Source organism: Acinetobacter sp. I-MWF, assembly GCF_025433935.1.
Classification (GTDB): domain Bacteria; phylum Pseudomonadota; class Gammaproteobacteria; order Pseudomonadales; family Moraxellaceae; genus Acinetobacter; species Acinetobacter guillouiae.
This window is the reverse complement of sequence record NZ_JAMBAR010000001.1, coordinates 1,988,699-2,010,759: the sequence shown is the minus strand read 5'-3', so window position 1 is coordinate 2,010,759 and position 22,061 is coordinate 1,988,699. Positions and strand designations below refer to the sequence as shown.

The following is a 22,061-nucleotide window of genomic DNA, read 5'->3' as shown; positions in this document are numbered from 1 at the left end:
ATTAAAAAATATTATAAATCTCAATTAGCCATGTAGTTTTTATACAAAATAATGCTTGTTTTTATCATTTTTATATTAAAAACATATAAATAATTTTATTCATTCACGAGATCTAATAATCAAGGCCTTAAAACAACAAATATCACTAAATTCAACGGCCTCTCTATAGCAAAATTTAACCGCTTAACTTTCAAAAAATCACATTAAGCGCTGTATTGCAACTTGACCAAACATAGAGCCTTTAGAGATACTCAACTTATCTCTACTCATTTAAAAAACTAAAATGAAATCGCATGACCCAATGAAAAAAAAGCGCATAAACTCAAAACTCGGGATCATTATTGCAATTATTATTATTGTGCTAATCGTGGCTTTTATTGGATGGAAATCTTCAAATAAAAAACAGCCTTCTCCAGAAAATGCAGCAACATCCGCTTCTAGCGCAAAACCAGCACTGACTGTAACGGTGATACAACCCGAGCTACAAAACTGGAAGCAAAACTTTACAGCCAATGGCAATATTGCTGCATGGCAAGAAGTGGTGATTGGCAGTGAACTTTCGGGGCAACGAATTACCAAAGTCAATGTTAACGTTGGAGATAGCGTACAACGTGGGCAAGTTTTAGCTGAAATTAACAGTGAAAGTATTCGCGCTGAATTGGCGACAGCAAAGGCCAATTATGCAGAAGCGAAAGCTGTACTAGCTGATGCCAGTATCAATAATCAACGTATTCAACAACTCAAAAATACTGGTGCAATTTCACAACAAGAAGCGACAAAATATTTGACTTCTCAAAGTACAGCACAAGCCCGCTTAGATGCAGCCAAAGCCCAAATTGACAGTAATCAGCTTCGTTTAACGCAAACCCAAGTGATTGCACCCGATCATGGCGTTATCTCAGCACGTACAGCAACAGTTGGCTCATTGGCACAAACGGGACAAGAACTGTTTCGCTTGATCCGTGATAACCGTTTGGAATGGCGTGCCGAAGTCACCTCGACAGACTTATATAAACTTAAAAAAGGTATGACAGCGCATATCACCTCACCTGATCCTAGCCGTTCAGCCGTTTCAGGTAGCGTTCGGATGATTGCACCAGTCATTGACCCGCAAACACGCTATGGCTTGGTCTATGTGGATATACCTACCACTGATGCTGTTCGTATGGGTATGTTTGTCAAAGGTGAGTTTGATCTAGGCGAAAAGCCAGCACTAACAGTGCCTCAAACCGCAGTACTTTTACGTGATGGTTTCTCTTATGTGTTTATTGTCAATAAAGATAATCGAGTAACTCAACAGAAAGTCACACTTGGTCGACGTTTAAATGATCGCGTTGAAATTGTTGATTTAGCAGCAAATACTCAACTGGTTGCCTCTGGAACAGGATTCTTGTCAGATGGTGATTTAATCAAACGTGGTCATGCCATTCCAGATACACCATTGACCAAACAACTCGTTAGCGCGCAGGAGAAATAACATGAATTTCTCCGCTTGGTCGATTAAAAATCCGATTCCCGGTATCTTGCTTTTTATCATGCTTGGTTTAGCCGGTTTGATGTGTTTTCATTGGATGAAAATCCAACAATTCCCCGATATTGAATTACCGATGGTTACGGTTACTGCGGCTTTACCCGGTGCAGCACCGCCGCAACTGGAAACAGAAGTTGCACGTAAAATTGAGAACTCGATTGCAACTTTACAGGGACTTAAAAATCAATATACCAACATCCAAGATGGTGTAGTCACCGTAACCGCAGAGTTTCAACTGGAAAAACCACTGCAAGAAGCTGTTGATGATGTCCGTAACGCGGTTTCACAAGTACGTTCAGATTTACCTGCGGATCTTCGTGATCCAATTGTCAGTAAAATCAATCTTTCAGGTTCACCGATTCTCACCTACACCATCCAATCCCCTCGTATGGATGAGGAAGCACTGTCTTGGTTTGTAGATTATGACGTTGCACGTGCAATGTTAAAAGTCAAAGGCGTTGGTGCGGTTTCTCGTGTAGGCGGTGTCACGCGTCAAGTTGAAGTTGAATTAGATCCTGAAAAACTCTTGGCGTTAAATGCCACAGCAACAGACATCACCCGACAATTACGCCTTGTTCAGCAAGATGCTTCTGGTGGGCAAACCAAAATAGGCGGCAGTGAACAGTCTATTCGTACCATTGCCACAGTAAAAACTGCTGCCGAAATTGCAGCAATGGATATTGCCTTGAGTGATGGTCGCCATATTCGGCTGGATCAAGTTGCCAGCATTCGTGATGGCATTGCTGAACGACGTTCTGCTGCACTGTTAAATGGCCACCCTGTGATTGGCTTTGAAATTACCCGCAGTAAAGGTGCAAGTGAAGTTGATGTTGAAATCGGAGTAAAAGAGGCACTTGAAACATTAAAAGCGGCGCATCCCGATATTAAAATCACTGAAGCATTTAACTTTGTAAATCCTGTGGTTGATAACTATAAAGGCTCAATGTCCTTGCTGTATGAAGGCGCACTGCTTGCAATCTTGGTGGTTTGGCTGTTTTTACGTGATTGGCGTGCCACCATCATTGCGGCAACTGCCCTGCCTTTGTCCATTCTACCTGCCTTAATTGGCATGTATTACTTAGGTTTTACTTTAAATATTGTCACACTGTTAGCCATGTCGTTGGTTGTGGGAATACTGGTCGATGATGCCATTGTAGAAATTGAAAATATCATCCGGCATCTTCGAATGGGAAAAACACCTTATGAAGCGGCCATGGAGGCAGCCGATGAAATTGGTTTAGCCGTGATTGCCACCACTTTCACCTTGATTGCAGTGTTCTTACCCACTGCCTTTATGAGTGGTATTGCGGGTAAATTCTTTGTGCAATTTGGCTGGACAGCGGCTTTGGCTATTTTTGCCTCACTCTTGGTGGCACGCTTACTGACGCCTATGATGTCAGCCTATATTCTTAAACCTTGGGTTGGTAAAGTTGAAAGTCATCATGACAACCAAGTATTAGATGATCAAAGCCAAGCAATCAAAGATCATGGTGATCTTGAACTTCAACATGATCGTGCCAAAGATGGTCGGGTGATGCGCGCATATATGCGGATGGTGACTTGGTGTTTAAATCATCGTTGGATCACCTTAAGCAGTGCCATCATATTTTTTATTGCTTCACTGATGCTCATCCCATTACTCCCTACAGGCTTTGTTCCACCACCTGACACTGGGCAGACCCAAGTGCGTGTTGAGCTTCCACCAGGTTCACAATTTCCAGATACCTTAAAAGCAGCAGAATACGCCCGTAGTTTAATTAAGGATCATCCTGAAATTAAAAGTGTCTATACCACGATTGGTGGTGGTTCAGCAGGTACAGATCCTTTTGCGGGTGGTGCATCAAGTGAACCAAGAAAAGCAACCTTAACCATTCAAGTCACAGCACGTTCAGACCGCGCTGCAAGTTTGCAAAAAATTGAAAACGACTTACGCCAACGTTTAGCTCCACTGCCTGGTGCACGGATTCAAGTCGGTATTGCAGGCAATAACAGCCAATATCAAATTGCGCTGTCAGGTGATGACCCAGATGTATTAATCAGTACAGCACGTCAAGTAGAACGAGAAATCCGTACTATTCCAAATATTGGTAGTATTACCTCAAGCGCAGCATTGATTCGCCCTGAATTGGTGATTCGCCCTGACTTTGCAAAAGCTGCGGATTTAGGCATTACCACACAAAATATCGCTGAAACTGTGCGTATTGCCACGGCGGGAGATTTTGATCAGAACTTGGCAAAATTAAACCTTTCGCAACGACAAATTCCGATCGTCATCAAACTACCCCTGTCTGCACGTCAAGACCAAGATCTGATTAAACGCTTGATGATTACTGGTAGTAAAGGTCCAGTGATGTTAGGCACCATTGCACAAGTCAATATTGAAAGTGGTCCTTCACAAATTGACCGTTTTAACCGTTTACGTAACATCAACTTTAATATTGAGCTCAATGATCAGCCTTTAGGCGATGTTGCGGCTGCTGTAGATAAACTTCCAACCATCAAAAACTTACCTCCGACAGTAAAACGTACCAATCTGGGTGATGCCGATGTGATGGAACAGCTCTTTGCAAGCTTTGGTTTAGCTATGCTAACAGGTGTACTATGTATCTATGTGGTCTTGGTGCTCCTGTTTAAAGACTTCTTACAACCGATCACCATTTTAGTGGCATTACCTTTGGCACTGGGTGGTGCGTTTGTGCTACTGCTTTTAGCAAAAAGCAGTTTTTCGATGCCAAGTTTGATTGGCTTAATCATGTTGATGGGAATTGCCAGTAAAAACTCGATTCTTTTGGTCGATTATGCAATTATCGCCCGTAATGAACGGCAGTATTCACGGATGAATGCGCTCTTAGATGCCTGCCATAAGCGTGCACGACCGATTATTATGACCACTTTAGCGATGGGTGCAGGTATGTTTCCAATTGCCTTAGGAATAGGTACAGATCCAAGTTTTAGAGCACCGATGGCAATCTCTGTAATTGGTGGACTGATTACCAGTACCTTCTTATCATTGTTGGTTATTCCTGTTGTGTATACCTTTATTGATGATATTCATAACATGTTATTCAAACGCAATAAAGCCAATAAATCTAACGAAGCAAACATATCTCATTCTTGATTTTTAAAATTGAATCAGATGACAACATAATGTAAAAGAAGATGCCTATCTAGATCTTTATTAGGCTTCTTTCATAAGTCCTTTTTAAAACCATAAATCAACATAAAAGCACCCTCATCCTAGCCTTCTCCCAAAGGGCATAGGTATCTACACATCTTTTTGTAGAGACTCTAATGCAATTTCAGCAATCAGCTTAAGGTCATCAACCGAATGTTCAGATAATAATTGTAGTGTATTCAGTAATATTGACAGACCAGCCAAAATTGCAGGAGCACGAAGCAAGTGGATTCATATTAAGTTTTACAAGACGTCCGTAGCGTTTAACTAATCGGTTATCTAAGTGTGGAATGTTAAATTGGAGAGCATGCTCTCCAATTTAACTTAAATAGATTTAATTGTGTAGATACCTATGCCCAAAGGGAGAAGGAACTTTCAATACCAATATGATTCACTCCACATGATCATTTTTTGATTTATCAAAGATCTTTATTAGATAGGCATTTTTTTTATTTGAGCTAATTTTATTTGATTAATTCAGCAACAGAGCTGCGGCAAATAAGCCAAAGCATAAGGATGAGAGATAATAAATAAATTTGATTTTGGATTTAAACCAATGCATAGCTTGATTGTAAGTCATCAATCGCACCAGAAACAAGTTCCAGATCAAAACTACACTCACCATCCACAGACAGGTTAAAGTCAGTTGAACAACATTATAGTGTTGATAAATTGCCATAATAATACTGCTATAAAACAGAATATTTTTAGGATTTAATAAACTCGACTGTACCCCCAGTAAGACATATTTCATCCATGCAAAGGTTGGTTTATTTTGGTGTTCTAGATGATAATCCCCTATTAGCTTAGCTTGTTGTGCAAATATGAAACACCGATAAGACAAATAACTTAAATAAGCAATACAACCCCATTTTACCAGCTTTAAAATTTCATCATCGAGTTTGCCAAGAAAAAACAATGAGCTCAAAATAAGACCAATCACGGCAACATTTCCCAAGACGATCCCTAAGCAAACAGCTCTCGCCGCATGTGGTCCATTTCGAAACAACGAAGTTAAAATAAGAAAAAAATCAGGGCCCGGTGAAAGCAAAGCAATAAAATGGGCGACAATCACAATAATGAACAGTTGCATTACTCGATCCAAAAAATATTTAGATAAGCTTAAATATTTTTAGAACCTATTATCTTGTAGATAATTGCGCAGTTAGAGCGTGACAAACTGAGCTTGAAACTGCTTCGGTGTGATTCCAGTATGGGATTTAAACACATGATGAAAATGACTTTGGTCTGTAAACCCCAAATCATGTGCAACTTGAATAATTGCTTCTCCAGACTTCAAACGCTTTCTGGCTATATTTATTTTTTGATTTAATTGATACGCATGTGGTGTTAAGCCAAAATTATTTTTAAACAAGCGAATAATGGCATAACGACTAATCCCGAGACTTTGACTGAGATCTTCTAAAGAAAGCATCTGTTTACTGTGATTCATATCATCAATCATTGCACCCAAATGCTTTTGAAAATAATCAGACTGCTTTAATAACGTAAATTCAAAATTGGGCAATAATATTTCACTCAGCACTTCAATTAATTGTTGTTGTTTGAATAAAATCGATATGGTTGGATCAAATAACAGCTGATTTAACTGCGTAAATGCTTGGTATATATGTGAGTTTGTTAAAATTTGTGGTTTTAGCAATGGAATATGATGGGGATAAAGCTGCTCAATATCTTTGACTAATTCTGAAAAAAGTTGAGCAACCCAATGTGCATCTAAATGCATCATTTGATAACTCCATGCTTGATTTTCCAGTGGATTACATGCGTGTTCCACCTCAGCAGGAATGATTACTACGCTTCCTGTTTGAATTTGCTCTTCGCTGGCAAAATAGCTACTAAAGCGACTTATTCCACAATCCACAGCACCAATCGAAAAGGTCGGATGGCTATGTGATTTATAGCAAATACGGCTTTGACATGCCCTACGTGTTTCGACATAGGGCATTTGCGGATCAGTCCAAAATTCAACTGTAGTGTCTAATTGCATTATATCCTCAGTCTTATTTTGGTCTGTACAACAGGTTATTCTGCTAAAGCTTTTTCAATATCCTGTTCTATATCCTCAGGCTTCGTGGTTGGTGCATAGCGGTTAATCACTTCACCTTTCTTATTTATTAAGAATTTGGTGAAATTCCACTTAATGCCACTGCCGAGTATGCCCTTACTGTTATTGGTTAAATAACGGAATATCACATGCGCTTCAGGTCCTTTTACATTCACTTTAGCGAACATTGGAAAAGAAACACCATAATTGCGTTGGCAATAAGCGCCGATTTGCTCATTTGTACCTGGGTCTTGTCCACCGAACTGGTTACAAGGAAATCCTAAAACTTCAAGACCTTGGTCTTTATATTTCTCGTAAACCTTTTCTAATCCTGCAAATTGTGGAGTAAAGCCACATTTACTTGCAGTATTTACAATCAATAAAACTTTTCCTTCATAATCAGAAAAAGATTTATTTTCACCCTCTAACAGCTCAGCCTCAAACTGATAAATGTTGGTCATGGATACGTTTCCTCGTCGCCTTTTTCTTGTGATTTTAATTCTAAAGAAGCGGAATTTACGCAGTAGCGTAAGCCCGTTGGTTGTGGTCCATCTTCAAATACATGCCCCAAATGAGCGTCGCAATGATGGCATATAATTTCTACACGTTCCATACCATGCGAATGATCATCTTGTTCTTCTATAACAGTATTATTGATCGGTTTAAAAAAGCTCGGCCAACCACAACCACTGTCATATTTGGTTTCTGAAGAGAATAATTCTTCCCCACAACATCGACATACATAGGTTCCATGCTGCTTGGAATTCCAATACTTTCCAGTAAAGGCAGGTTCAGTGCCCTTTTGTCGAGTAATTTTAAATTCCTCTGGTGATAACTCTCTTTGCCATTCTCGGTCTGTTTTATTGAGTTTTCCCATCATTAAACTCCTTTAAATCTTTGACATTCAATGTCATGCTTCAGTACTTCCATATTTACGCTAGAGCTTGGAAAATTTCTAGCTAAATTTCAACATAGATTGTGATATTTCAGTAATCTATTTTTTTAACTCAAAATAATTGGATAAAATTATGTCCGTTTTAGGTAACACAACCCCACGTGAAATCAAGAAATCGTCAAAGCTAGAGCATGTTTGCTACGACATTCGTGGACCAGTGTTACGAGCGGCCAATGAGATGGAAGAAGCCGGTCATAAAATTATTAAGTTAAATATCGGTAACCCCGCCCCGTTCGGCTTTGAAGCCCCTCAAGAAATTATCAATGATGTGGCTTTAAATTTGCCTAATGCTGTCGGTTATACAGATTCAAAAGGGATCTTCCCTGCGCGTAAAGCCATCTGTCAGTATTATCAGCAAAAAGGTATCTTGGATTTACATGTTAAAGATGTGTATATCGGGAATGGTGTATCTGAACTGATCGTTATGGCGATGCAAGGTTTATTGGATGATGGCGATGAAATGCTGGTTCCAATGCCGGATTACCCATTATGGACGGCAGCCGTAAATCTATCAGGTGGTACAGCGATTCACTATAAATGTGATGACCAAAACTATTGGTATCCTGATATGGCGGATATGGAAAGTAAAATTACCCCAAATACTCGTGGTATTGTGGTGATTAACCCAAACAATCCAACGGGTTCAGTCTATCCGCGCCATATTTTAGAACAGATCGTCGCATTAGCAAAAAAACATGATCTAATTTTATTTGCAGATGAAATTTACGACAAAATTGTTTATGACGGTATCGAACATGTCTCTGTTGCAGCATTAGCAGGAAACCATTTATGTGTTTCTTTTAATGGTTTATCTAAAGCCTATCGTATTGCAGGTTACCGTTCTGGTTGGATGGCGATTACGGGCGATAAGTCTCGTGCAATGGATTACATTGAAGGCTTGGACATGCTTGCCTCTATGCGTTTATGTGCCAACCACCAAGCCCAATATGCGATTCAAACCGCTTTAGGTGGCTATCAATCAATTAATGATTTGATCCGCCCAGGTGGTCGTTTATATGAACAACGCAATATTGCTTGGGAAATGCTTAACGATATTCCTGGCGTGTCGTGCGTAAAACCAGAAGGTGCAATGTATTGTTTCCCTAGGCTGGATCCTGAAATCTATCCAATTGAAGATGATGAAAAATTCATGTTAGATTTCCTCAAAGCTGAAAAAGTTTTACTGGTTCAAGGAACAGGTTTTAACTGGCCTACACCTGATCATTTCCGTGTGGTATTCCTTCCTGCAGAAAATGAATTACGTGAAGCAATGAACCGCTTAAGTCGTTTCTTGGCAAAAATGCGTTAATCTTTATAAAGTAAAGATAAGCTCAAAAAGGCATTCAAAATTGAATGCCTTTTTTAATTGCTCAATTCATCTGTACAACTAAAAACTTAGTCATTGACGTTATATTGCACAACATCTTCATTGAATGCTGAAAAAACGCACTGGCAAGCACTTTATCCAGTTTTAATAGTATGTAACTATAAATTTGAGTGATTATTTGAAAAATTACATTTTTAAATAAGTATGGGCAACAGCTCAGTATTTATATAGATTTAAAAACTGGTACAAAAAATGCTTATGACCAGAACAATGATTGAAAAGGATAGTTTATGAAAAAGACGGTTACTGCACTTACACTTGCAATTGGCATGCTTTTACCCTTTACGAGTTATGCAAAAAATAATGTCGTTGTCGTCGCAACTGGCGGTACGATCGCGGGTGCTGGAGCAAGTTCTACAAATAGCGCAACATATACTGCTGCGAAAGTTCCTGTAGATGATTTGTTGAATGCAGTTCCTCAAATTCAAAATCTTGCTAATGTTACAGGCGTACAGGCTTTACAGGTTGCTTCAGAAAGCATCACTGACAAAGAGCTTTTAACCATTGCACGTAAAGTAAATGAATTGGTTAAAAAGCCTGATGTGAATGGCGTGGTAATTACCCATGGTACAGATACTTTAGAAGAAACTGCTTATTTTCTAAGTCTTACAGTTCATACAGATAAACCAATTGTCGTTGTTGGTTCTATGCGTCCACCTTCAGCACTTTCAGCTGACGGCCCTTTGAACCTGTATAGTGCTGTTGCGCTTGCTGCCGCAGACAGTGCCAAAGGCAAAGGCGTTTTTGTATTAATGAATGATGATATTTTTGCAGCACGTGATGTGTCAAAGACCATCAATATTCATACCGATGCTTTTGTCAGCCAATGGGGTGCTTTAGGTACACTGGTTGAAGGTAAACCTTATTGGTTTAGAAATGTTGCAAAACGTTTTAACAATAGCTCTGAGTTTAATATTGAGAACATTCAAGGTGATGCGTTACCAATCGTTCAAATCGTTTATGGTTCAGGCAATATGCTTCCAGATGCCTATGTGGCCTATGCGAAAGCGGGTGCTAAAGCCATTATTCATGCGGGTACAGGTAATGGTTCCGTTGCGAATTATATTGTTCCGACATTGAACCAACTCCAGCAACAAGGTGTACAAATCATTCGTTCTTCACGTGTTCCACAAGGTTTTGTGTTACGTAATGCTGAACAGCCTGATGATAAATATGGTTGGGTGGTTGCTCACGATTTGAATCCGCAAAAAGCAAAACTTTTAGCTGCTTTGGCGCTGACCAAAACCAAAGATGCAAAAGAAATTCAACGGATGTTCTGGGAATACTAAATTTAATCTTTGAATCAAGCTTAATACTTGAATCAACTTTAAAACCAGCACAAAGTTAAGCGTGAACTATTGATTAAACCGTCAAATTAATTTGGCGGTTTAATTTTATCTTGATTGGATAATGATTTAATCCGCTGTTAAATCCAATTGATCAAGGATATAAAGTGTATTGCCATCAATGATATTTTTATCGTGATCCAAATACTTTTGTTCCAATACTCCATCCGTTTCAGAAAAAGCATAATCATCATCATTGAGCACTGCTAAATGCTGTTCATCAATCACCCATAGACCTTCAATTTTATCGTGCGGATACTGTAAACGTGCAACCAAATCCACCACTAAAGTCTTTTCTACCGGGTAGATACCCTGTTGAGCCAGACCACTCCAGCCTGCTGTTAACACATATTGTTCTAAGGTTTGTTCCGCTATCAACAGACCGAATTGTTCATCTTGCCGAATCGTTGAAGTTGGCTTTAGCTTTTCCAAATCAGTGGCATGTTGCAGATTGATTTTATAAATCCTTTTAAATGCTTGAGGATTATCTTTATAGAAATCATCATCACGTTCTGCGACTAAAAATTGTGAGGCACTCAATGCGGTTATTGCCGTATTGGAATAAGCCTTCGGACCTCCTTCTTGTTGATACAAATACTGAGAAACGACTTTGCTTTCTAAATCAATCATCACAATACGCACAAGATCTGATTTGCTTACCGATGCATCAGGATTGCTCATGGTGGATTGCATGATGCCCACCAGTTTTTTTTGATCGGGTGTAATGGTTAAACCTTCCATTCCCCGATTCTGGCGTCTATTGGCATATTCTTGAGGCAATAAATAACCCGATGTTCTTCGCTCATCTAAAACATAGGCATTGATACGATCAATTTCTAGCCCATCTGCATTAAAATGCACAATATGAGGACCATATTCATCGCTGACCCAAAAAGTACCATCTTTGAGTGCAACCAAACCTTCAGCATCCAATCCAAATTCATCTGTCCCTATAGCTAATTTCTTGCCATCTTGATCATAGGCGGTTTCTTTACTTGCACCAAAATGCTGATTAGGCAAACCTGTAATATTTCTGCCTGTTGGATCTTTTAATAAAATTTCTTTTATTTTCTGAATAGTTCCATCGTTTTTTAACTCAAATAATCCAATTTTAGGAGTATAGTCAGGATCTAAAAAGATTTTGCCATGATCCTGATTGACGTTATACGTAGTATTCGGCCCACGATCTGTAAGTGCATAGAATTGATGCTTTTCTGTAGGGTGTGCTGAAATTTCTGAACCAAACCCACCACAACGAACCTCGATAAAATGGCCAGGTTTTGCACCATCAGGAATATTGTGAATGTTTAAAACTTCATAAGGTAAACGCACGCCTTGGCTAAATTTTTTATAAAGCTGAGGATCTGTATCAATATTGTTTGGGTCGATATGCTGTTCAGAAGACAATAAGTCCATGTTCCAATCTCATTTTTTAATATTCTGATTATTTTTTATCATGAAATCAGATAAACCACAGTAAAAGAAATGCGATAAACTGTGTAGAAACTCCTTCAAAGTCAATATAAATGAAAAGATTTTTCGCCCTATCACTGATTGTTTGTTCTGCATCGCTACAATTGGCATATGCTGGGACGGCGTTTAAAAAAGTTTCTGAGTGTCAGAGTGATTATTTTAATGGCGATTATTGTTCTAAAGCCAACCTTGCCAAATACAAAAATGCGCTTAAAACAATGCAGCCCAATTTTGATAAAAAATATATTTTACTCAATACGGGAACTTCAGATTCTTTAGAAATGGTTGCTTTAGATACCCAAACAGGGATTGCTTATCCACTCAATTATCAGTTCACGGGTTGGGAAGATAATGAAGGCAATGTCAAAAAGAAGCCCACTTATACATTTGCATTGAATGACGCCAAATTATGCTTAATGGGTTCACAATTCGATGGTGATCACCCTGGCACACATGAAACCTATAGCAATATTAAAAATTGTTTTAGCATCAGTCATCAATATGGCCATACAAACTTTGAATCAAATTACGATGATCAGGTTCAATATAACTATGATAACAAAAGCAAAACATGGAAGCCTTATTCGCGTTAAATTTTAAATCCATAAAAAAAAGAGGCTTTCACCTCTTTGCTAAATTTAATGATCCGTTCAATATCGGACTTAAACTAATTCAGGTTTCGTCAATTCAGTCATTGGCCAACGTGGTGTTGTCGTCACCGATAAACCATCTTTTTGTCCAGCTTTTAAACGCTGATAACCTGCAAACGCAATCATTGCGCCATTATCTGTACATAAAGCAGGTTCTGCATAATAAACTGTTGCTTTAATTTTAGCTAAGTCTGCTTCTAAGCGCTCTCTTAAACGTTTATTGGCACTGACACCGCCCGCAATCACCAACCGTCTTAAACCCGACTGTTTTAAGGCTTTAATCGACTTTTTAACCAAAGTATCCACTAAAGCTTCTTGGAATGAAGCTGCAATGTCTGCATCACGTTGTTCTTCACCTAATTTTTTTAACTGCACTGAAACAGCAGTTTTTAGACCACTAAATGAAAAATCTAGCCCTTGATGCAACATTGGACGTGGAAATTCAAACGCGTTTTTGTCACCTTGTTCCGCCAATTTTGAAATATTTGGACCACCGGGATAAGGTAATTTCAACATTTTTGCGACTTTATCAAAAGCTTCACCAGCAGCATCATCAATCGACTCACCTAGAATTTCATACTCACCAATTGCGTGTGCTGCCATCAATTGAGTGTGTCCACCTGACACTAATAATGCGACAAACGGAAATTCAGGTGGATTTTCGGATAATAATGGAGCAAGCATATGACCTTCCATATGATGCACGCCAATTGCGGGTTTATTCAGCGCAAAAGCCAAGGTGCGACCAAATAATGCCCCTGTCATCAGTGCGCCCATTAAACCAGGGCCGCGTGTATACGCCACTGCATCGATCTCTGATTTTCTTACACCGCTTTGCTCAAGCAACTGATTAATCAGAGGAATTAACTTCCGAACATGATCACGAGAGGCCAATTCAGGGACCACACCACCATACTCTGCATGCAATTTAATTTGACTATATAACACCTGTCCTCTTAAGCCGACTTCATTGTCATAGAGCGCTAATCCTGTTTCATCACATGAAGTTTCTAAGCCCAGAACGATCATTAAATTGCCTTTTACCCATTTCAAAATATTGCTAAAGCTATTATAGACTTGTGGTATGAGATGTAAATGAGTAAAATACTGACCTTCACTTGTGATCTAGGGTAATTCGACCCTGATCTTATCCATAACTTAATGAGGATTCTTCATGCCACAAGTTAAATTGAAAGAAGGCGAACCAGTAGACGTAGCTATCCGTCGTTTCAAACGTTCATGCGAAAAAGCTGGTGTTTTAGCTGATGTTCGTAAACGTGAATTCTACGAGAAACCTACTCAAGAACGTAAACGTAAAAAAGCTGCTGCTGTTAAACGCTACCAAAAGAAATTGGCGCGTGAATCAGTACGTACTACTCGCCTTTACTAAGATTAATTTGTGATTGATTGACTCACCTGGACAGATAAATGACTACTTTAAAAAACCAAATAACTGATGTTTTAAAAGCAACAATGCGTGCTAAAGAAATGGGTAAGTTAACGGTAATTCGTGGTCTACAGGCAGCAATCAAGCAAATCGAAGTCGATGAGCGCATAGAGCTTGACGATACTCAGGTTCTTGCGGTCATTGAAAAGCAAATCAAACAACGTAAAGAATCGGTCAAAGCCTTTGAAGGTGCAGGCCGTGAAGATTTAGCTAGTAAAGAACAAGCCGAAATTGAGGTGTTATCTCAGTTTCTACCTGAAGCTATGTCAGAGGACGAGCTTGATTCTCTCATTGCGCAAACTATTACTGCGCAAGGTGCAACTAGCATGAAAGATATGGGTAAGGTGATGAATTCTCTACGTCCGATCATAGCCGGACGTGCCGATCCAGCACAAGTTTCTGCAAAAATTAAAGCAAAACTTGGCTAAACCCAACATTCTTAAATCTGAATTTCTGTTTGATTTGGTCTATTTAACAACTTAAATAAAAATTATTTTGCAATAGAATAGTTTCTTGTTAAATAGCCCAAAATCGTCAATCTACAATATCACTTCATTTATTTTCTATCTGATAATGGCAAATATCTCTAAAGCCACCATCGACTGGATTCTGTACAGATTGGTATTGAATATTTTTAAATAAAAACCCAGCTTTTTCACATAATTTTCGTGCCAATATATTTTCCACATCGACATAAGCATTTAAACCACAAAAATTCCATTTCGAAAATAAACTACTTACAAATAGTGTTAGCGCTTGTGCCATATAGCCTTTTTGTTTAAATTTTGAGTTTCCCCAAAACCCAATAGATGCAGTATTTTGCAACCAATCAATTTCATGGATATCAACAACCCCTAAAAAATCATCAGTTTCTTTTAAACGGATAATAAATACAAAGTTCTCTTTATTTAATAACGCCACCAAACGAGATTGGCAGAATGCCATTGAAGCTGGCAAATTAGGTTCTTCCAATGCCCATACTAAACTTGCTGGAAACTTTCTAAGCTCGGTTAAAGTATTTTTTATTGCAGTATATAAATCTTCAGCATCAGATACTTGAATGATGTTGAGAACAATCTGATCATTCTCAATTTGAAATTGGTTAAAATCCATAAGTGATGTGGCTCAGATGTAAGATGTTAAAGATAAACCTATTTCAAATCACACTGAATATTATATTTTTTAAGCAGCTGCATTTCAGGTGACAACATCACTTTATCAATTACATTTTGTTTGGTCATAGATTGTGCTGATGGTGGGAGGTATTGGCGATTTTCATCTGTCGTTTTATACATATCATCGACATATTTTTTAACAATGCCACAGAATTGTGACTCTTGTTGCGGGTTAAACTGGCTCAATTTCGGATCTAGACTACGTAAAAAAAATTTCATATCGGCACTGTATTGCGCCGAAATACGCTCCACTTCTCGAACATAGCTTTCTGGTACTGCTGCAAATGTTGAGTGAGCATAGAAAAAAATGCTGCATGCGATTAAAATTTTCTTCATGTGAATCAAATACTTTATTATAAATTTAAGTGATTTTAGCTTAACCTGTTCACGCAAGAATAGAAAGTAAATTTTCTTTAATGGATCATTTTAAATCACCCATTATTTTAGTTTTTTAACTCAAATTTTAAGTTCTTTAAATCAAGCTTTTAAATTTTTAACTTTCGCTCATCTTGCATCACTTTTAAGCGTGTATCGATACGAGCACTCATCGCATTATTTTCTTTAGCCAAACGCTTGGCATGTAAAAGTGATTTAATTGCATTTTCTTCATCACCAGACCAATATTGAACTTCTGCCCGATTTCTCAGCACATTGACTGTACGCATTGGATTCTTTTTATCTAAATTTGCCGCTTGTTGTAACAGTTGCCAGCCAATAATATCTTTATTATTTTTATTTACAAAACGATTAACCAATTGCTCGGCTTCTTTGGGCTTCTGCTGTCGAATATAAACTTCGGCTAATTTATAACTTAATGCGCGATTTTCTGGGGTTATGATTTGCTTACTAATGATGGTTTGATAGGCATCATCTAATTTATTTCGCCCTAAATAAATATCAGTTTGAATCAAAGTGACCAAAGGATGCTCAGCGTTGACCTTCTTGGCTAAATTCAGCTGTGTTTGCGCATTGTCATAATCACCTTGCAGCAAATAAAACTCACTTAAAGCCAATAAACCCGCTAAATTATTCGATTGTGCTAAAGCCAGCAATTGACGGTCAGTGGCTTGCCCCGAAATCACTGCGGTATACCATTTAATAATATCAAAATCAGATTGTTGGGCACGAAAAGGAACTTTTGGAAATTGATTTGCTCTTAATCTTGCTTCACTCATACGCTCTGTTGTTAAGGGATGGGTTAACCAAAAATCAGGTAAAAAACTTAACCGACTGGTAGAACGATGCATGGTTTCAAAGAAATCAGCCATACTTTCTGGGTCATATCCAGCCCCATACATAAACTGCATGCCGATCCGATCAGCTTCACGTTCTTGATTTCGGCTATAACTGAGCTGCTTGTCCATCAATGCAGCTTGTGTACCCATCATCACCGCACCACCAATATCACCATCCGCTTTGGACGCCAATGCAGCGCCAACAATGATTCCAGCAAGCGCCAACAAACCTTGACCTTTAAATGCTTCCTGTGAACGGCTGTAATGACGTTGTGTGACATGGGCAATTTCATGTCCCATTACACTGGCAACTTCATCCATGTTACTTGAAGCTGTAATCATCCCACTATTTAGGGCAAACATGCCCCCAGGTACTGCAAATGCATTGATCTGAGCATCTTTGATCACCACCAAGCCTACTGGCTGTGAAAGCTGGGTCTGACTGAGAATTTTTGAAAAAACCAGCATAAACTGGTCTTCAAGCCAAGGATCTTGCAGAACTGGCATTTGCTGTTGCACTTGACGATAAACTTTTTCACCAATGGTTTTTTCTTTTTGTTGATCAATAAACCCCACCCCACTGCCAATCTCAGGTACTTCAAATTGAGTACTATTCTGATTTTGCAGAAAATCATCAGCTGAGCTAATTGAAGTGCTTAAGCAGAGACAAAGGCTGAGGAAGGTCTTGTTCAATTGATCGTCCCAATTATTTTAATATTCTAAATATAACATTGAATTTAGTACAAATTCGCAATGAAGTGTTAGGGGGCTGTAAACATTTCATATGTAATTTGCATTGTCAGCAAACATTCAACATCAACTAGAAGTTTTCATTGACTAAATATCTTGGTGTGCGTTGTTCCAAAGCATCGACTAAATTTTGAAAAGCCAGTTCCGCCATTTTCTTGCGCGTCTCTACGGTTGCTGAACCGATATGCGGTAAAGTCACGACATTATCCAACTCAAACAATGGCGATTGTTGCAACGGTTCTTTTTGGTATACATCTAGACCCGCAGCAAAAATTTGGCGGTTCTGTAAAGCCTCTGTTAATGCCTCTTCATCCACCACCGAACCACGTGCAATATTGACAAAAACAGCATGCTTTTGCATCAAAGCAAATTCTTGAGCACCGATTAAGGCTTTAGATTGGCTATTTAAATCTACCGCAACCACAACAAAATCAGCTTGTTTTAACAGTGCTTCAAGACTTTTATATTGCGCATTAAACTGTTGTGCAACTTCGATTTTTTCACGGCGATTATGATACACAATATTCATATTAAAGCCATAAAATCCACGTCGTGCAATAGCAGCACCAATATGACCTAGACCAATTATTCCTAAAGTTTTACCAAAAATTTCTTGACCAAATTGTGCCGCATTGACTGTACGTTGCCACTCACCTTGTTTGGTCCAGTGATCTAGACTCGGTACTTTACGTGCAGCACTCATCAACAAAGTAAACGCCAAATCCGCAGTCGTTTCGGTTAATACGTGTGGTGTATTCGACAACCAGATTTTCTTTTGATTTAAATAATCAACATCGTAATTATCATAGCCCACACTGACAGAGGAGATAATTTTTAATTTTTCTGCAGTGGCTATATTGCTTTCATTAAGCAAACGACCCGCACCAATCATTGCATCAGCATCAACAACTGCTTGACGAATTTGTGCATTGATATCGCCATGCTTAGGATTCAATACAACCAACTGATATTTTTCTGCTAATTTTGCTTGAACTTCTGAGTCGATTTGACTAAATACAACCACTTTTTTATTCATATCCCAGAAAACCTCTCAGTACAGATCTTGAAAACTAATTCACTTTATTTTGCATAAATTGCCATAGGCGGCGTTTTAATAAGGGTTGCTCAATCATCTCTTGTAAACTTGCCAATTCAAACATTTCAGTATTGTTTAAATAAGGCAATTGACCAAGACTGATGACTTTGCGCTCTTGCCTTAAAGCATCAACAAACCCTTGGATATACATCGCAGCCCCTCTTCCATCTTGAAGCTGCAACATTGGAAAAGGCCATTTTAAATCATAAAATTGCCCTACAAGCGCCTGCTGTATATTACCCCATAGTGTTAATTGGTCAGCGCTGATTTGAGTACAATCGACAAAGATGACACAGCTTTCAATGCAATAGGCTTGGATTTCAAATGGCGCAATTGGTAATGCAGGCTCGACAATAAAGTTTGTCTGTTGCTGAATTTGTTCAGGCGCTGAAATTTCTTCAGTTTGCTGTGTTTCTGGATTTCTTTTTAATAAAGAAACTTCAGGCTGATGTGCTTTTTCAATCTGTGACGGCTGTACATTTTGATTTTCTAATTTTGCATCAGATTGAGTTGAATGCGTGTTCAACTCAGGCACAACAGCAATATCCCGTTCAACTTGAGCAATATCACGGTATAGCGCATTTTCATAATGACGTGTATGAACATCAACCTTGGGGATCCAAAGCTCTATTCCCATCGTAGCCAAAATGCTACGCTGATGTTCTGATACGTTCATATTCATTATGGATTCAATACACACTATTCAAGCTATATTTTAGCTGTGTTTTGACTTTTTTGTCGCACTAATCAAAGTAAAAAAACACGATAAATTAAATTTAAGCGCAAGAATATGTTACATGCTGATTTTAGCGACAATCGTTGAGCACCAATTCACTATAAGGATGTGATTAAAATTCCGTACTTTGCCGTAAGATACATCCCCTGACGAATGATATCTGTACCATTGGCATGATGAACTTTGAGTTCTTGAGTCAACACATCAAATTGAAAAGCATCATAACAATCTTGATGTTGGCATAGCCAATTTAAAGTATCAGCAAGACGTTCATCGACAATATAATTTTCAGCTAAAAAATCTTTAGACATTATGATTCAAAGACAATAAAACAAGAATAGCATTATTCTAACGTAAATTTAACCATACTGAAAAAACCAAGACAGCCTTAAGCAATAAAATAAAACAGCCATATGCAATCAAACGAGGACATCTATCAGCATAAGATTGAATGAATCAGCTTGCAAAACTAGATTTTTATTATTTTCATTTAGAGATATAACACTTTCTAAATATCACCATATTTTATCAAATGATCATAATATAGTGATATTTTGAGATCGCTTCTAGAAAATTAATGATGAGCACCACACTTACGGCACTCTTTAACCACAATATTATGTCCAATTTCATATTCAAAACTGTGGATACACAATAATTTTCTGATTTTTTGAAACATTCTAAAACTCCTTTTAATATTTCACATCAATATAGTTTCATCCTAAAAACATCAATGCCTTAACAAGACATATAATATGTTTAGCACATATAGATATATCTGAGTAATACTTTCCCCTAGTTCTTTAGTCTGATACCCCGCATTTCTTGATCAAATTTTCAAATCGTGATAATCCAACTAAGCTATTGTTTTTTATTGGTTAAAATAATAAAAATGTTGCAAAAATATATTGTTTTTAAGCTTGATTTAATCTGACTTTTATATAGGATGAAATGATAGCTTTTTCTATTTAACAATTTTTTTCACTTAGAAAGCTTCTGAGAAAAATACAATTTAAGCCTATCAACAAGATTATAAAGGAATTTTATATGCAAGGACGTATGATGCAGCAACCATTGTTAATCAGTAGCCTCATTGAGCATGCTACGCGTTATCATGGTGATACTGCGATTATTTCAAAAAATACCGATGGCACGATTACAAAGACAGATTGGACACATGTAAGTGAAAACGCGAAACGCTTTGCCAATGCACTTGCTGGACTGGGTTTAGGCTTAGGTGACCGAGTTGCAACGATTGCATGGAATAATCATCGTCATCTTGAATCTTGGTATGCAATTTCCGGAAGTGGCTTGGTCTGTCACACTATCAACCCTAGACTTTTTCCTGAACAATTGATCTTTATTATCAATGATGCTCAAGACAAAGTGGTGTTATTTGATAAAACCTTTTTACCGCTAATCAAAGCAGTGAAAGCCCTTACCCCTAATGTAGAACATTTCGTCTATCTGGGTGCTTTTGACCAAGATATTGCTGATGCCCTCCCAGATGTTAAATTCTATGATGTGCTGATTGCAGAACATTCTGTACAGTACGAGTGGCCAAATTTTGAGGAAAATACCGCAAGTTCGCTTTGCTATACCTCAGGAACAACGGGCAATCCAAAAGGTGCTTTGTATAGTCATCGCTCAACCATTTTACACACCTATGCGATCGCACTACCCGACTCACTAAATTTATCTGCAAAAGATATTATGTTACCTGTGGTTCCCATGTTCCATGTCAATGCTTGGGGTACACCTTATGCCGCAGCAATGGTCGGTTGTACATTGATACTCCCGGGGCCGGGTCTAGATGGTGCCAGCTTAGTACAAATGATTGATGAATATAAAGTCAGTATTGCGCTCGGTGTACCAACGATTTGGCAAGGCTTACTTGCCGCAGCAAAACAATCTGGTAGCGCTCTTGAAAGCCTTAAACGCAATGTCGTTGGCGGTTCAGCTTGCCCAGCTGCGATGATGAAAGCATTTAGAGACATCTATCATTGCGAAACTATTCATGCATGGGGCATGACTGAAATGAGCCCATTGGGCACAGGCAACCAACTCAAAGCCAAACACCTAAATTTAAGTGAAGAAGAACAATTTAAAGTTCGCTTGTCTCAAGGTCGCCCACCTTTCGGCGTAGATTTACGTATTACCGATGAAGAAAATGGTACACATGAAGTTGCTCGTGATGGACATAGTACGGGGAATCTACAAGTAAAAGGCCATTGGATTATTGAATCTTATTATGGAAAATCTGAAAAAGCATTAAGTGCCGATGGTTGGTTTGATACCGGTGATATCGCCACGATTAATGAGGACGGCTATCTACTGTTAAGCGATCGTGCCAAAGATTTAATTAAATCAGGTGGTGAGTGGATTTCTTCTGTTGAGCTTGAAAACATTGCCATGAATCATCCTGAAATTGCGATGGCTGCTGTGATTGCAGCAAACCACCCGAAATGGGATGAACGCCCAGTGGTGATTGCGATTAAACAGCAAGGTAGTCACATTACTGAACAAGATCTATTGGATTACTATGCTGATAAGATTGCGAAATGGCAAATCCCGGACAAAGTTATTTTTGTTGAATCCATTCCTTTAACAGGTACCGGTAAGATGTTAAAGCGTGATTTACGTGAACAATATGGTGATGTGTTATTCACTGAATAACACCATTGAAGCGTTTTAGCGTGTAACACCATCTTCAAATCGGTTTTAAAAGCCCAATATTTTATTGGGCTTTTCTACTTCTAAAAAATTAAATATTCAACCCATGATCAGTCTTAAACAACCAGTATAAATCAGCAAGACAAGTGCAACATAAAGATCTTTAATATACTCGCCTATTGGCTTTTAATAGCTATGTACAAGATCGTTGCGCTGCTCACATTCCAAGCATTTTACCATGCGCTTTGTTTAGCTCAATGATTCATCTCATTTGATATAAGCATAAAAAACTCGGATCGTAATCCGAGTTTTTCAATATTGATCAACTACATTTCAATGCCGATTGCATCTAAAATGTTTTATC

21 protein-coding genes are annotated in these 22,061 nt (G+C 38.4%); 8 read left to right on the top strand and 13 right to left on the bottom strand.

Going from position 1 to position 22,061, the window contains the following annotated elements:
• The first annotated feature begins 283 nt into the window (after positions 1-283).
• Entirely contained in the window at positions 284-1,477 is a 1,194-nt protein-coding gene (locus M2R48_RS09265; RefSeq protein WP_262085891.1) for an efflux RND transporter periplasmic adaptor subunit, read from the top strand.
• Position 1,478: 1 nt separating this feature from the next.
• A complete protein-coding gene (locus tag M2R48_RS09260; RefSeq protein WP_262085889.1) occupies positions 1,479-4,649 on the top strand; it encodes an efflux RND transporter permease subunit in 3,171 nt (1,056 codons plus the stop codon).
• Between the two features lie 147 nt (positions 4,650-4,796).
• Here M2R48_RS09260 and M2R48_RS09255 read toward each other — a convergent pair whose 3' ends face one another.
• The 5 genes from M2R48_RS09255 to msrB all read right to left on the bottom strand — a co-directional run bounded on the left by M2R48_RS09255 (position 4,797) and on the right by msrB (position 7,651).
• The gene (locus tag M2R48_RS09255) at positions 4,797-4,931 is read right to left on the bottom strand and encodes a hypothetical protein (RefSeq protein WP_262085887.1); all 135 of its coding nucleotides are present in this window, start codon (positions 4,929-4,931) and stop codon (positions 4,797-4,799) included.
• Between the two features lie 247 nt (positions 4,932-5,178).
• Positions 5,179-5,799, bottom strand: coding sequence for a LysE family translocator (locus tag M2R48_RS09250; RefSeq protein ID WP_262085885.1), 621 nt, complete (start codon positions 5,797-5,799; stop codon positions 5,179-5,181).
• Positions 5,800-5,871: 72 nt separating this feature from the next.
• Positions 5,872-6,717: an AraC family transcriptional regulator gene (locus M2R48_RS09245; protein WP_262085883.1), complete on the bottom strand. Its 846-nt coding sequence runs from the start codon at positions 6,715-6,717 to the stop codon at positions 5,872-5,874.
• A 35-nt stretch (positions 6,718-6,752) separates the two neighbouring features.
• A complete protein-coding gene (locus tag M2R48_RS09240; protein ID WP_096733977.1) occupies positions 6,753-7,235 on the bottom strand; it encodes a glutathione peroxidase in 483 nt (160 codons plus the stop codon).
• Positions 7,232-7,651, bottom strand: a complete 420-nt coding sequence (gene msrB / locus M2R48_RS09235) for a peptide-methionine (R)-S-oxide reductase MsrB (RefSeq protein ID WP_004720961.1) — start codon at positions 7,649-7,651, stop codon at positions 7,232-7,234. Before msrB ends, M2R48_RS09240 begins: the two co-directional genes overlap by 4 nt.
• A 151-nt stretch (positions 7,652-7,802) precedes the next feature.
• Here msrB and M2R48_RS09230 point away from each other — a divergent pair, with 151 nt between their 5' ends.
• A complete protein-coding gene (locus tag M2R48_RS09230) occupies positions 7,803-9,038 on the top strand; it encodes a pyridoxal phosphate-dependent aminotransferase (protein ID WP_262085882.1) in 1,236 nt (411 codons plus the stop codon).
• A gap of 308 nt (positions 9,039-9,346) precedes the next feature.
• Positions 9,347-10,405, top strand: coding sequence for a type II asparaginase (locus M2R48_RS09225; RefSeq protein WP_004720964.1), 1,059 nt, complete (start codon positions 9,347-9,349; stop codon positions 10,403-10,405).
• 126 nt (positions 10,406-10,531) lie between these two features.
• Here the strand turns inward: M2R48_RS09225 and M2R48_RS09220 are convergent, their stop codons facing one another.
• On the bottom strand, positions 10,532-11,878 hold the full coding sequence (locus M2R48_RS09220) for an esterase-like activity of phytase family protein (protein WP_262085874.1): 1,347 nt from the start codon (positions 11,876-11,878) through the stop codon (positions 10,532-10,534).
• 110 nt (positions 11,879-11,988) lie between these two features.
• On the opposite strand from M2R48_RS09220, the gene M2R48_RS09215 reads away from it, so the two are divergent.
• On the top strand, positions 11,989-12,528 hold the full coding sequence (locus M2R48_RS09215) for a hypothetical protein (RefSeq protein WP_262085873.1): 540 nt from the start codon (positions 11,989-11,991) through the stop codon (positions 12,526-12,528).
• 69 nt (positions 12,529-12,597) lie between these two features.
• Here M2R48_RS09215 and tsaD read toward each other — a convergent pair whose 3' ends face one another.
• Entirely contained in the window at positions 12,598-13,614 is a 1,017-nt protein-coding gene (gene tsaD, locus M2R48_RS09210; protein WP_239045761.1) for a tRNA (adenosine(37)-N6)-threonylcarbamoyltransferase complex transferase subunit TsaD, read from the bottom strand.
• Between the two features lie 145 nt (positions 13,615-13,759).
• On the opposite strand from tsaD, the gene rpsU reads away from it, so the two are divergent.
• On the top strand, positions 13,760-13,975 hold the full coding sequence (gene rpsU, locus M2R48_RS09205) for a 30S ribosomal protein S21 (RefSeq protein ID WP_001136722.1): 216 nt from the start codon (positions 13,760-13,762) through the stop codon (positions 13,973-13,975).
• 38 nt (positions 13,976-14,013) lie between these two features.
• Positions 14,014-14,460, top strand: a complete 447-nt coding sequence (locus M2R48_RS09200) for a GatB/YqeY domain-containing protein (protein ID WP_004720970.1) — start codon at positions 14,014-14,016, stop codon at positions 14,458-14,460.
• 124 nt (positions 14,461-14,584) lie between these two features.
• On the opposite strand, the gene M2R48_RS09195 is transcribed toward M2R48_RS09200, so the two are convergent.
• The 6 genes from M2R48_RS09195 to M2R48_RS09170 all read right to left on the bottom strand — a co-directional run bounded on the left by M2R48_RS09195 (position 14,585) and on the right by M2R48_RS09170 (position 19,335).
• A complete protein-coding gene (locus M2R48_RS09195) occupies positions 14,585-15,145 on the bottom strand; it encodes a GNAT family N-acetyltransferase (protein WP_262085872.1) in 561 nt (186 codons plus the stop codon).
• A gap of 38 nt (positions 15,146-15,183) precedes the next feature.
• A complete protein-coding gene (locus tag M2R48_RS09190; RefSeq protein ID WP_056510711.1) occupies positions 15,184-15,543 on the bottom strand; it encodes a hypothetical protein in 360 nt (119 codons plus the stop codon).
• A 149-nt stretch (positions 15,544-15,692) separates the two neighbouring features.
• Positions 15,693-17,135, bottom strand: a complete 1,443-nt coding sequence (locus M2R48_RS09185) for a M48 family metalloprotease (RefSeq protein WP_410004159.1) — start codon at positions 17,133-17,135, stop codon at positions 15,693-15,695.
• Positions 17,136-17,262: 127 nt separating this feature from the next.
• On the bottom strand, positions 17,263-18,228 hold the full coding sequence (locus tag M2R48_RS09180; RefSeq protein ID WP_262085870.1) for a 2-hydroxyacid dehydrogenase: 966 nt from the start codon (positions 18,226-18,228) through the stop codon (positions 17,263-17,265).
• Between the two features lie 34 nt (positions 18,229-18,262).
• Positions 18,263-18,970, bottom strand: a complete 708-nt coding sequence (locus M2R48_RS09175) for a hypothetical protein (protein WP_262085868.1) — start codon at positions 18,968-18,970, stop codon at positions 18,263-18,265.
• A 152-nt stretch (positions 18,971-19,122) separates the two neighbouring features.
• Positions 19,123-19,335, bottom strand: coding sequence for a hypothetical protein (locus M2R48_RS09170; RefSeq protein ID WP_262085867.1), 213 nt, complete (start codon positions 19,333-19,335; stop codon positions 19,123-19,125).
• Between the two features lie 736 nt (positions 19,336-20,071).
• Here M2R48_RS09170 and M2R48_RS09165 point away from each other — a divergent pair.
• The gene (locus tag M2R48_RS09165) at positions 20,072-21,700 is read left to right on the top strand and encodes a long-chain-fatty-acid--CoA ligase (RefSeq protein WP_262085866.1); all 1,629 of its coding nucleotides are present in this window, start codon (positions 20,072-20,074) and stop codon (positions 21,698-21,700) included.
• Positions 21,701-22,061 lie beyond the last annotated feature (361 nt).